Genomic DNA, 11,542 nt, shown 5'->3' on the forward strand with positions numbered 1-11,542 from the left:
CTTCTAATCTTGACTCATCTAATCTGGCAATTACGCTCTTCGTATATGTTCGTAATGAATTAACTTTGAGTTTTTTTTGCTGATTAAATGATAATTTTTATAGTTAAATATCTTTCCCAAAAGAAAAGATATGCAACTTTATTTTTAGCATTCGATCTTAGCAAAAATCCACACAAGTTGTTCTTTAGTTTTGCTTTTAAATAATGCCCTATACTGTCGTCCAGTATTAGGTTACTTACTCTATCGAGTAAGACTAAATAGTGCTAAACCTATATGGTTTATCCTATTTAGCGAGCCGACTATCATATCACAATGAATAGGTTTGTCAAGCTTTTTATCTAATTTGTTTCAACAAGTTAAGAAGTTGATTTGACTAAGTTTGTTAGTCTTTATCTCGTCCTATCCCTTAATGAGGTGCGTATTATAGACGCTTTATTTGGTAAGTCAAGAATTAATTTAAGATGTTTTAAACTAATTTGTCAGGCTCGGTTTTTAGTCAGTAGTGTTCTACTTGTAAATACCCTTCCCTTTCGACTGGGTGGCATTATACGCGCTTTAAGTTGGGGGTCAAGGGGGATCTAAAAAATAATTAATAATTTCTTTATATTTAGCTTATTACACTCATTATATTCTTTTAACCAATTGTTATGACTCACTATTTATATTTACCGTTATACTGCTATGAACAAAGAAGGAGTCTACCTTTTGGTAAACCCCTTTTATTATGAGAAAGTTAACTGTTTTAACTGCTGGCTTTTGCCCTAATCGTAGTAATGATACCTGACAACGCATATATAATACCAATCGCTAAAATACCAACTGGTATATCATATAGCACGATGCTCATAACCAATACACCAACAATAAGAACTACAAATGGGACTTTCTTTTTGTCAAACTCTTTAAAGCTATAGTATTTGATATTACTGACCATCAGCAGGCCACAGATGACCACCCACGCGGCAAACAAGAACATAATAGCAGCATCATATTGTCCAACCCATTCATTATGATCGACAGCAACCATAACAGCAGAGGTTACTAGTATAGCGGCAAGCGGACTTGCTAAACCAACAAAGTACTTCTTATCGACTTCGCCAATCTGTACGTTAAACCGTGCCAAACGAAAGGCACCACAGGCAGTAAAGACAAAAGCACAACCTAGACCAAAGCGTCCTAAAGGCTCCAAGGCAAAGCTATAAATTAAGATAGCTGGGGCAATACCAAAGGCGAGCATATCGGCGAGCGAGTCGTACTGCTCGCCAAAGGGGCTTTGTGCATTAAGCATACGTGCGACTCGGCCATCAGCCCCATCAAGAATGGCCGATAAAAAGATTGCTAAGGATGCTTTGTAAAATTCACCTTGGGTACTGGCTAAAATCGAATAAAAACCAGATAACAGTGACAATGTGGTGATCAGATTGGGCGCTAAATAGACACCGCGGCTGACCACAGGCTTACCTTCTGCAACTTCTGTCTCAATCACCTCAAAAGTTAAGCCATCGTAATTATCATTATCCGCTAAGCGAACATTGAATTCATGTTCATCAATAAAAGGCGGCTGAGTCGCTGCGCTGTCGTTTAGGCTATTGTGAGGTGGCTGCTCGGTCGTCATAATGGTATCCTTATTCGCCAACTAGCCAGCGTACATTGGTTGCACTATCAGGCGTTAAGTTTGGCGCATCAGCTACTTTTAAAGCAGGCTGTAAAAACCGTAATATCTCGCGTGCATGATTGTCAAACTGCCATGGCGGATTAATAACCAGTAGCCCCGTCCCATTGAGGCCGACAGCAACATCGTTTGGATAAATATTTAGCTCACAGACCAGTTGGCGTCTCATTTCAGTACGCTTAAGCTTTTTGTAAAACAGCTCTACCGCTTCGATGTTTTTGATTGGGAACCATAATGCATAAGTGCCTTGTGGCCATTTGTTATAAGCAGCAACCAATAGATTGATAAGGCGCGTAAAGTCCTTGTGTTCTTGCTCGTAAGGAGGGTCCAGAAAAATTAGACCGCGTTTTTCTTTTGGTGGTACAACAGCAGTAATGCCCTCAAATGCATCACGATGATGAATACCGATTGGCAGCTTATGCAATTGATAATTAAGCGCATCGTATTCACTAGCTTTAGCTTCAAAGGCTTCCCCACGAACGCCCGTATCTGGGTTTTTTTCAATATGATGAGCAATCCACCATGGCGAACCAGGGTAGACTTTATTATCATAAGTAGATTTGGCTTGCTTGATGCCTTCCATATAGTCTTTGACAGCTGCTGGTGCTTGTGTCATTTCAGCATCATCAAGCTTTAACAACGCTTTGATGCCGCCTTCAGCTTCTCCAGTTTTGCGCGCTTCTTCACTACTTAGTGAGTACAGACCGCGACCACCGTAAGCATCGAGCGCATAAAAAGGTTTGTTTTTTTGGCTCAACTGATTAAGCAGTTGTACCAATAAAATGTGTTTCACCACATCAGCAAAGTTACCAGCATGGTAGGCGTGTTTATAGTTCATAATCTCAAAAGTTTAAATAAGAAAAATTGCATCTATGGTAGCATAGGAAGCATAAAAGATAATGTGGTTTTGGTAAGCGCTTTTAATAAAAGGGTTTTGAATGCCAGCTAATTGACAATAACGAGGTGAAATGACGAATATTATTAGCAACCTAGATGTGACTGATCTGGTGGTCAAGTATCCGATAGGTCCTGATAATCCGCCATTACTTGCGCCGTCCACTGATATGGCGAGCAACCAGAAGAGCGACAAGTCGCCAACTCAACACGTGCTGCAAATGTCAGATTTTGATGTGCGCTGGGACGATAAGCTGACCGATACGCAGCTCGATAAGTTCGTGGATGATGGTTGGATAGTTATTGATGGCGTATTTGAGCATACAGCATTATTAGCCTTGCAGGCGGAAAGTGGTTTTATCGAGTATCGTGATGCAGAGCTGACTGCGGGTATGCGTATCAGTGATATACGCGGTGATCGCATCCGCTGGATTACTGAGAATTTCTTTGCCGGCTATTTTTATTTGCAAAGCATCAATGCGCTTGGCGTGCTTTTCAATCGTAGTTTGTTCGCTGGTATTCGCCATAGTGAAGCACATTACGCCTGCTATCCAGTGGGCTTTGGCTATCAGTGGCACAGCGACAATCCCGCTGGTCGTGATGAGCGCGTTATCTCGGCGGTGTTTTATCTCAATGATGAATGGGCAGCCAGCGATGGCGGCGCATTAGAAATCATTGATAAACATGATGTCCATCATAATATAATGCCTGTCGCCAACCGACTGGTCATATTTGACAGTGACTTGCAGCATCAAGTGCAAGTCGCCCATCGACAACGTTACTCTATCGCGACGTGGATGCGCCGAGATGGTCTAATACCTTTTGTTAGAGACAATATTTAAAACCTATTAGCAAGTAAAAAAGCGACTGTTTCTATTTTGGCTGCTACTCTTAAAAACTTATCATCTTAATTTGTAATAAAAAGGTTCATTCATGTCTGACTCTACCCATCAACCAAAAACCCACCAGCAACAAACCTTAGACTTAAGCATTGCACTTCTTGAGCGTCCTTCGGTCACTCCAGATGATGATGGCTGCCAAGACATATTGTCAGAGCGTTTATCACAAGCTGGCTTTGATTGCGAGTTTATGTATTTTGGCGATAGAGATAAGACTGGCGAGCACGCGGAAGTCAAAAACCTTTGGGCACGCCGTGGTACAGCCGACCCTGTGATATGTTTTGCTGGTCATACCGATGTCGTACCGACGGGCGACGAGAAAAACTGGACCTATCCGCCATTTACCCCAACCATCGAAAATGGCTATCTCTGGGCGCGTGGTGCCGCTGATATGAAAACCGGAATAGCCGCTTTTACTATCGCTGCTGAGCGTTTCGTTGCCAACCATCCTGAGCATAATGGCTCTATCGCCTTTTTAATTACCTCAGATGAGGAAGGCCCCTCTATCAATGGCACCGTTAAGGTCATAGAAACTCTAGAAGCACGTAATGAAAAAATTACCTATTGTCTCGTTGGTGAGCCATCAAGTACTGATACATTAGGCGATATTATCAAGAACGGACGCCGCGGCTCGTTGGGTGCCGTGCTTACTGTCACCGGCAAGCAAGGTCACGTCGCCTATCCACACCTTGCGTCTAATCCTATTCATGCCGCGACCTCAGCTTTGGCTGAATTAACGGCTACGACATGGGATGCTGGTAACGATTACTTCCCCGCCACCTCTCTACAAATCTCAAATATTAATAGTGGCACGGGCGCAACCAATGTCATCCCTGAAACGCTTGAAGTTATCTTTAATTTCCGCTTTTCAACAGAAACGACTGAAGATGAACTAAAAGCAAAAACCCATGCTATCTTTGATAAGCATTTTGCTGATAGCAAGGCCAGTTATGATATTCATTGGAAATTATCTGGTCAGCCGTTTTTGACCCCTGAAGGTAAACTCGTCTCTGCCTGCCAGCAAGCCATTAAGTCGGTAACGGGTACGCAGGCAACTTTATCGACTTCAGGCGGTACCTCTGACGGACGCTTTATCGCGCCAACGGGTGCACAAGTCGTTGAGCTTGGCGTACGCAATGCCACGATTCATCAGGTTGATGAAAAGGTTGAGGTGGATGATTTGGGAAGATTGGCGCAGATTTATGAGGGGATATTGGAGGAGTTGTTGTTGGGTTGAAAGTTTTTATTAAATATTTGAGGATATGTTGTAATGATACAATTTAACCCTATGACGCTATCCTTTACTGTTGTCATGATTACACTATTAAACGGCTGTAACGCCACATCATACGAACCAGTAAAATCTGAACCTACAGGTACGGTAGTTGGGCAAAAAAAGATTTATATTGATTGGACAAAAATTGATACTAAATCTGATGTTTCTATCGACAATACACCACGAGATGTTGACTACCCAGACCATATTTTTAGGTTAGCAGATGCCGTTAATAGACCTGTTGCCGATATTTATCGTCATGAAATGGTATATGGTTCAACAGAGGTACAACAGTTTGTGAATCAAGTAAAAGCACAACTTGGTGATAGCTATGTTGACATTTATGGTAATGCCGATGGCATGCCGAAATACTTTATCGTCACGCGACAAAATGTAGTCGCTGACAGTTACGAATATGTCATTAAAGAAGGCGAATTGCGTGGCTTTAGCCTACTTATCGAGATATTACCAATAGCGGATAGAAGTCGAGCAGCTATGCTAGATGTTTATGATAGCGCAGAAGATATAGAAAAAATTGATAAAATCATCAAAAAGTACGGTGGCGAGATGCAAGGTATAGGCTTTACGCCTATGGGGTTTAAAATTGTTATCGATACTTATTTTCAGAAACCTCTAACGACTACGCACCATACACAAATAGAAAGTGAATTAAAACAGTTAACAGGTGTGAATGTAGAAGTTAGACAAACGGGCAGGTTGATGTTCTAAATTTATTTATAAAATTATTAGATTGGTGGATTACAATTTAGCTAATCCACCTTTATATTTAAATAATCTACTCAATACCAATATAGAGATCTACTTGCCCATACTCTAAATTGCCACCGATATAGTGCTCGAAATCCACATCAAAAGTACGCGTATGCGCGCAATCTGGGTTATGAAAATATTCCCAAGCGCGCTCCCACGCATTCATGACCGTATTTGGCATTCTACCTTTTTCAGTAAACACCATATATTTGCCAGCAGGAATAATGGCTGTTACGACATCGCTGGCATGAGCTGAGCTAAGGATATTGTCAGCACTAAGAACGTTGCTGTCTTCGTCACTATCCTGCCCTTCTACTGGCTCGCTTTTTACTTTCCAACTGGCCACCACATCAAAAGCGCCGATCAAATCTTCGCTCTCATAGTTACGATAAACGCCGTATATATCCTCACCTTCAGAGAGATGCTCCATATGGTTTTGATAAAAATTTTGCCATAGCCGGCCAAGTTTGGCGGTGTCATGGCTGATTTCTGCGTTATTCGTGGTGCGAGTGCTAATACCTTTGCAAACGATTGCATCAGCTAACTCTGTTACTTGTGAAGTCATATTGTTTCCTAATGAATGAAAAAGATCATAAAAGCATGTCACATAAAGAAATGTTTAATCTGCTTCATCTATCCAATTCATCTGAATCGCTTCCAAGATACCTTCGTTTGACTTTTGTGGATCATCATCAAAGCCTTCAAGCTCAGTCACCCAGCGATGCAAATCAGTAAAGCGTATGTACTGCGGGTCAGTCTCTGGAAATTTTTCATATAGCTCGATGGCGATATCTAAGCTGTCGGTCCATTTTAGTTTTTGTGGGGTCATAATTGTGCCTCTTTATTATTGATGAGTAGGATTAATCTTTATGCAAGCTATAAGCCCTATCCTAACAAACTTCAGCATCTACTGTATAGATAGGCTTGGCTTTAACGACTCTCAGACTTAACTGCCACTTGATGCTTATTCCAACTGGTAATCACCTCGCCCAATTGCTCATCCGCCATATCTAACACCTCAGGCGTACACTTATTGCCGTGTTTATCTTTTAGTAAAAACTTAGTCATACCAACGCCCATTAGCTGACTTTTTACAAAGAAGCGAGTTTCAAAGTAAATATACTTTTTATCCCAGCCGACAAGCACGCTACTCACTGTCATCTTATCTAAGAATTTAATCTCTTTTAGGTAGACCATCTCTTGCATAGCGATAACCCAATTTAAGGGCTTGATAGCTTTTTGATGAACACAAATCATTAGCCAACGGGTGATATTTAGCTCAATAAAGGATAAATAGCGATAATTTGGCAGATGATCGCGAAAGCCCATGTCATGCGGTAATACTCTATAATGACGGACAATTGGGGCTGTCAATATCTCCACACTAAGACGCTCGCTGACTGACTGCTTTTTGAGTTGCTGTTTTAGCAAACTGGCCATAATAAAAAAACGTATCAACATGTTCATAATTGATTCTCTTAACTCTTATTTTGTATAAATAGCAATTGAATATAAATATTGTCTACCTTAACGCAAAAAAGCCACCTCAGTGACTTTTTTATTTACAAACTATATTTAATAATTATGTTTAAAAAACGATTTTAGAGGTTAATGACCTGCGCCGTTAATACTACGTACCATCTCTTCGACCATTTTCTTAGCATCACCAAAGATCATCATGGTTTTATCCATATAGAAGAGACTGTTATCAAGACCTGCATAACCGGTGCTCATTGAACGCTTGATGACCATGACCGTTTGCGCTTTGGTTACTTCCAAAATTGGCATACCAAAGATAGGCGAAGATGGGTCTTCTTTTGCTGATGGGTTTACCACGTCGTTAGCACCAATGACCAAGACCACATCGGTACTGGCAAAGTCGGAGTTAATTTCATCCATCTCTAGGATATCGTCATAAGGCACATCCGCTTCCGCCAATAGTACGTTCATGTGTCCTGGCATACGACCTGCCACTGGATGAATAGCAAAGCGAACATTGACGCCTTCTTCTTTCAATAGCTCGTATAACTCTTTGACCGCATTCTGTGCACGACCTTGCGCCATACCATAACCGGGTACAATCACAACGTTACTGGCATTGGACATGAGGAATCCTGCATCTTCTGCTGAGCCTGACTTGTAGTTCTTTGGTGCGCCGTCATCAGCGCCACTTGCTACTGCTGCAGTGCCTATACCGCCAAATAAGACGTTGATTAATGAGCGATTCATCGCCTTACACATAATGTAAGATAGAATTGCACCCGATGAGCCAACAAGCGAGCCTGCGATAATCAGCATCGAGTTGCCAAGGGTAAAACCAATACCTGCTGCCGCCCAACCTGAAAATGAGTTCAGTAGCGACACAACCACTGGCATGTCACCGCCACCGATAGGTGCAATCCACATCCAGCCAAAGATCACTGCAATCACTGCCATCGCATAAAACGCGGGCAAGGAATCCGTGACAAAATACACCCCACCAAACCCGATCATCGCCATAAATAGCAAGGCTTGGACAGGTTTTACCCAGCCACCAGTGACTGTTTTTGCCCAGCTTTTTGCCGCAAGCTTACCAAAAGCAAAGACCGACGCTGAAAAGGTAATCGCACCGATGAAACAACCGATGAATAACTCTGCACGGGCAACCGCGCCATGTTGCTGCTCAGTATGCAGTACTGTTGCTAAAGCAATCGCGACTGCTGCCAAACCGACAAATGAGTGCATCAAAGCAACCGTTTCTGGCATTTGCGTCATCGCGACTGTTTTTGCTTTCCACATGCCGACGAGTGCACCCAATATCATCGCACCGATAATCAACCACAGCACTGGGCCTTCCGCTAAGAAGAACGTCGTCACAACAGCAATGGCCATCGCTGCCATACCAAAGCGGTTACCGCGAATGGCCGTCTTTGGGCTAGATAAACCTCGAAGGGTTAAAACGAAAAGAATGGCACCGATTAGATAGAACCAATCTGCATTTGCCGCAATCATTGTTGAAAAATCATTCATGCATCGCCTCCATTTTCAGATGTTACCACTGGCGCTTTTTTTGCTTTAGGTTTAAACATCGCGAGCATACGCTCAGTCACGGCAAAACCACCAAAGATATTAATACTGGCTAAAAATACGGCAAAAGCACCAAGCAAACTGGTTGGCGTAAACATCGAGCCGTCGATATGGACGGTCTGTAGCATCGCACCAACGATCACGATACTCGATAAGGCGTTGGTCACCGCCATCAATGGCGTATGTAGCGCTGGGGTCACGCCCCAAACGACGTAATATCCAACAAAGATAGCGAGTACAAATACAGTGAAAATCGCGACAAATGGTGTGCTACTCATGGCTGCACCGGCAGGCGCTGCCGCTAAAATGGTGGCAATCATCTTATCCTCCTAAAAATTTATTCGTGTCTGGCAAATGTATGGCGACCAGCAAGGGCTAGCGTTTGGCCAAGCGCACTTGGTTGTCGTGGGTCATTGCCAGTGCACCCTGAATCTCATCTTCCATATCTAAGTTCAGTGCCAGTTTGTTTGCTGACGCGTCATCTGTAGCAGCTGGTGCAATTAAGGTGGTGATAAAGTTGACAAGGTTATTGGCATACAAGTCTGATGACTGCGCTGCTAGCATCGACGGGATATTGGCCGCGCCAACGATACGTACGCCATTGGCAGTGGTAATGGTTTCATCTGGCAAACTGCCTTCGACGTTGCCCCCTGTTCCAGCAGCCATATCAATCAGCACTGAGCCGGCTTTCATTTTGGCAAGTGTTGCTTGATGTACCAAGCGCGGTGCTTGACGACCCGGAATTTGCGCAGTGGTAATGACGATATCGGCATTACTTAAGGCTTTGTCGACGACTGCGGCTTGGTCTTTGATATACTGCTCTGAAGGTGTCCATGCATAACCACCTGTGGACTTAGCTGTCTCAGCTTCCTCTGCACTCATTGGTACATCCAGCCATTTACCACCGAGTGACTCTACTTGCTCACGAGCGGTCGGACGTAGATCACTGGCTTCAACGACTGCCCCTAAGCGCTTGGCCGTCGCAATCGCTTGTAACCCTGCAACGCCGACGCCCAAGATCACAACTTTGGCGGGCTTGACTGTCCCCGCTGAGGTCATAAACATCGGAAACGGACGTGAATACTCATTGGCGGCTAGCAATACAGCTTTATAACCGGCAAGGTTAGCTTGTGATGACAAGACATCCATATTTTGGGCGCGTGATAAGGTGCGTGGCAATAGCTCCATTGCAAAGGCCGTAACGCCTTTAGCAGCATAAACATCCAGCTGAGTATTACGATAAGGATCGAGCATACCAATGACAATCTGACCAGATTTTAAGCTGTCAGTAGTTATAGAAGGTAAGTCATTGACTGTGGTAATAATTTGAGACTGGGCAATCACCTCGGTGCTGCTGCTGGCAATGTCGGCACCCGCAGCTTGATACAGCTCATCAGCATAGTAGGCTGCCTGCCCTGCACCTGACTGGATGACGACCTCAAACCCAAGCTTACGCAGTTTTTTGACCGCGTCTGGGGTTAGCGCGACACGGCTCTCGCTTGCGATATCTGCACTGATTACACCGATTTTCATACCGTCTCCTTACTCACGTCTAATGACTTTATTTACGTCTTAATGACTGTCCTTAATACCCTTGACGCTCATTTAACAAGCACAGAGGAAAAAAAACAATTGGTCGTTGTTGGTTCAAATTTTTTACTAAATACTATCAATTTAATAAATGATAACTACGTCACCATCATTACTTTTTATTATAGAGACATCATCCGATAACTTTCATTGCCTAATGATGACCCACAAGTAAAATTAAAAGTTAACTATTTATACCATCTAGATAACTTTTATTGTTATATTAAAAATTTTTATTTTTCTATGAAAGCTAACCCCTTGTCAAATATAGCCTGCTGGTCATCTTAACCACTTTTTAAATGTTTACTTTTTTGTCGATAAAGCAGCAAGATCCCTCCAACCATGACGTCAAATCACGTTAAAATTGTATATAAGGTATAATCAGAGCACTTGACACCACGATAGACAGGTCATTGACTTCACACAATAAGGATTAGCCATGTATTTTTTACTCTCTCCCGCCAAGTCTTTAAATGAGACAGACGACATTCCTGTCAACCTAGGCAACTACTATAGCCAGCCTGAGCTGATTGAACACGCGCAGGCGCTGATGAAAATACTAAAGACAAAGGAGCCGGTTGATTTGCAAGCGCTGATGAGTATCTCGGATGATCTGGCGCAGCTCAATGCGGCGCGCAACCAGCAGTGGAGTTGGAGTAAAAATCAGCCGTTTGATGATCGGAATGCCAAACCCGCCGCTTATCTATTTGATGGCGATGTTTATACAGGTCTTGATATGTATGGTATGGACAAGGACACTGCCATCTACGTCAATGAGCATTTGGGTATTTTGTCAGGTCTCTATGGCGTGCTAAAGCCGCTGGATTTAATCCAGCCGTATCGTCTAGAGATGGGCACCAAGCTAAAAAATGAGCGCGGTGATAACCTATATGAGTTTTGGGGCGAGGAAGTCACTAAGGTAATCAATGCGCGACTGGCAGATAGTGAAGACAAAGTATTGATTAACTTAGCGTCTAATGAGTATTTTAAATCGGTAAAAAAGAAGGCATTAAATGCTGAGGTTATCACGCCACGATTTGAAGATGAAAAAAACGGTCGATATAAGATTATTAGCTTTTATGCCAAAAAAGCCCGTGGATTGATGGTGAAATACGCGGCTGATAATAAACTGACCAAGGCTGAACAATTAAAGGAGTTTGACTTAGCGGGATATTATTATGTCGATGAGCTGTCTGATGATAAGACATGGACATTTAGACGAGATGAGGCAAATGCGTAATCATTAGCTAAAATAGAATAAACCTGTATATAAAAACCCCGATAAGCTCTCGCCTATCGGGGTTTTATTTGGGAAACTGGAATAAAAACTTTCATTAAAAAAGCCCTGCTATCTTGCGATAACAGAGCTCTTAA

The 11,542-nt window shown here is 42.8% G+C and carries 12 protein-coding genes; 4 read left to right on the forward strand and 8 right to left on the reverse strand.

The window, feature by feature from the left end:
* Positions 1–742 precede the first annotated feature (742 nt).
* Together pssA and BTV98_RS11785 are read right to left on the reverse strand one after the other, a co-directional pair.
* Positions 743–1,615 carry a CDP-diacylglycerol--serine O-phosphatidyltransferase gene (gene pssA / locus BTV98_RS11780; RefSeq protein ID WP_227511704.1) on the reverse strand — a complete coding sequence of 291 codons (873 nt, stop codon included), beginning with the start codon at positions 1,613–1,615 and terminating at the stop codon, positions 743–745.
* 10 nt (positions 1,616–1,625) lie between these two features.
* A complete protein-coding gene (locus tag BTV98_RS11785) occupies positions 1,626–2,510 on the reverse strand; it encodes a 23S rRNA (adenine(2030)-N(6))-methyltransferase RlmJ (RefSeq protein WP_058368313.1) in 885 nt (294 codons plus the stop codon).
* A gap of 130 nt (positions 2,511–2,640) precedes the next feature.
* Between BTV98_RS11785 and BTV98_RS11790 the strand changes: the two genes are divergently transcribed.
* The 3 genes from BTV98_RS11790 to BTV98_RS11800 all read left to right on the forward strand — a co-directional run bounded on the left by BTV98_RS11790 (position 2,641) and on the right by BTV98_RS11800 (position 5,470).
* The gene (locus tag BTV98_RS11790; protein WP_075103671.1) at positions 2,641–3,408 is read left to right on the forward strand and encodes a 2OG-Fe(II) oxygenase; all 768 of its coding nucleotides are present in this window, start codon (positions 2,641–2,643) and stop codon (positions 3,406–3,408) included.
* A 91-nt stretch (positions 3,409–3,499) separates the two neighbouring features.
* On the forward strand, positions 3,500–4,702 hold the full coding sequence (dapE, locus tag BTV98_RS11795) for a succinyl-diaminopimelate desuccinylase (RefSeq protein WP_058368311.1): 1,203 nt from the start codon (positions 3,500–3,502) through the stop codon (positions 4,700–4,702).
* A gap of 33 nt (positions 4,703–4,735) precedes the next feature.
* A complete protein-coding gene (locus tag BTV98_RS11800) occupies positions 4,736–5,470 on the forward strand; it encodes a hypothetical protein (RefSeq protein WP_075103672.1) in 735 nt (244 codons plus the stop codon).
* 67 nt (positions 5,471–5,537) lie between these two features.
* Here BTV98_RS11800 and BTV98_RS11805 read toward each other — a convergent pair whose 3' ends face one another.
* The 6 genes from BTV98_RS11805 to BTV98_RS11830 form a co-directional block, all read right to left on the reverse strand.
* Positions 5,538–6,077, reverse strand: a complete 540-nt coding sequence (locus tag BTV98_RS11805; protein WP_075103673.1) for a GyrI-like domain-containing protein — start codon at positions 6,075–6,077, stop codon at positions 5,538–5,540.
* Between the two features lie 54 nt (positions 6,078–6,131).
* The gene (gene iscX / locus BTV98_RS11810) at positions 6,132–6,341 is read right to left on the reverse strand and encodes a Fe-S cluster assembly protein IscX (RefSeq protein WP_021812734.1); all 210 of its coding nucleotides are present in this window, start codon (positions 6,339–6,341) and stop codon (positions 6,132–6,134) included.
* Positions 6,342–6,442: 101 nt separating this feature from the next.
* A complete protein-coding gene (locus tag BTV98_RS11815; protein WP_075103674.1) occupies positions 6,443–6,979 on the reverse strand; it encodes an acyl-CoA thioesterase in 537 nt (178 codons plus the stop codon).
* 141 nt (positions 6,980–7,120) lie between these two features.
* The gene (locus BTV98_RS11820) at positions 7,121–8,503 is read right to left on the reverse strand and encodes an NAD(P)(+) transhydrogenase (Re/Si-specific) subunit beta (protein ID WP_178379382.1); all 1,383 of its coding nucleotides are present in this window, start codon (positions 8,501–8,503) and stop codon (positions 7,121–7,123) included.
* A gap of 14 nt (positions 8,504–8,517) precedes the next feature.
* The gene (locus tag BTV98_RS11825; RefSeq protein ID WP_218612989.1) at positions 8,518–8,856 is read right to left on the reverse strand and encodes a proton-translocating transhydrogenase family protein; all 339 of its coding nucleotides are present in this window, start codon (positions 8,854–8,856) and stop codon (positions 8,518–8,520) included.
* A gap of 97 nt (positions 8,857–8,953) precedes the next feature.
* Positions 8,954–10,111 (reverse strand): NAD(P) transhydrogenase subunit alpha, encoded by a 1,158-nt coding sequence (locus BTV98_RS11830; RefSeq protein WP_075103677.1) that lies wholly within the window; start codon positions 10,109–10,111, stop codon positions 8,954–8,956.
* Between the two features lie 496 nt (positions 10,112–10,607).
* Between BTV98_RS11830 and yaaA the strand changes: the two genes are divergently transcribed.
* Complete coding sequence (gene yaaA / locus BTV98_RS11835; RefSeq protein WP_075103678.1) at positions 10,608–11,408, forward strand: peroxide stress protein YaaA; 801 nt, start codon at positions 10,608–10,610, stop codon at positions 11,406–11,408.
* Positions 11,409–11,542 lie beyond the last annotated feature (134 nt).

The sequence above is a fragment of the Psychrobacter sp. Cmf 22.2 genome, from assembly GCF_001921745.1.
Lineage (GTDB): Bacteria > Pseudomonadota > Gammaproteobacteria > Pseudomonadales > Moraxellaceae > Psychrobacter.

What these genes read in the sequence shown, in the direction of transcription:
- BTV98_RS11825 (WP_218612989.1), bottom strand. Translation starts at nt 8,856, where the DNA reads ATGAGTAGCACACCATTTGTCGCGATTTTCACTGTATTTGTACTCGCT.
- iscX (WP_021812734.1), bottom strand. Translation starts at nt 6,341, where the DNA reads ATGACCCCACAAAAACTAAAATGGACCGACAGCTTAGATATCGCCATC.
- pssA (WP_227511704.1), bottom strand. Translation starts at nt 1,615, where the DNA reads ATGACGACCGAGCAGCCACCTCACAATAGCCTAAACGACAGCGCAGCG.
- BTV98_RS11805 (WP_075103673.1), bottom strand. Translation starts at nt 6,077, where the DNA reads ATGACTTCACAAGTAACAGAGTTAGCTGATGCAATCGTTTGCAAAGGT.
- BTV98_RS11830 (WP_075103677.1), bottom strand. Translation starts at nt 10,111, where the DNA reads ATGAAAATCGGTGTAATCAGTGCAGATATCGCAAGCGAGAGCCGTGTC.
- BTV98_RS11790 (WP_075103671.1), top strand. Translation starts at nt 2,641, where the DNA reads ATGACGAATATTATTAGCAACCTAGATGTGACTGATCTGGTGGTCAAG.
- yaaA (WP_075103678.1), top strand. Translation starts at nt 10,608, where the DNA reads ATGTATTTTTTACTCTCTCCCGCCAAGTCTTTAAATGAGACAGACGAC.
- BTV98_RS11785 (WP_058368313.1), bottom strand. Translation starts at nt 2,510, where the DNA reads ATGAACTATAAACACGCCTACCATGCTGGTAACTTTGCTGATGTGGTG.
- BTV98_RS11815 (WP_075103674.1), bottom strand. Translation starts at nt 6,979, where the DNA reads ATGAACATGTTGATACGTTTTTTTATTATGGCCAGTTTGCTAAAACAG.
- BTV98_RS11820 (WP_178379382.1), bottom strand. Translation starts at nt 8,503, where the DNA reads ATGATTGCGGCAAATGCAGATTGGTTCTATCTAATCGGTGCCATTCTT.
- dapE (WP_058368311.1), top strand. Translation starts at nt 3,500, where the DNA reads ATGTCTGACTCTACCCATCAACCAAAAACCCACCAGCAACAAACCTTA.
- BTV98_RS11800 (WP_075103672.1), top strand. Translation starts at nt 4,736, where the DNA reads ATGATACAATTTAACCCTATGACGCTATCCTTTACTGTTGTCATGATT.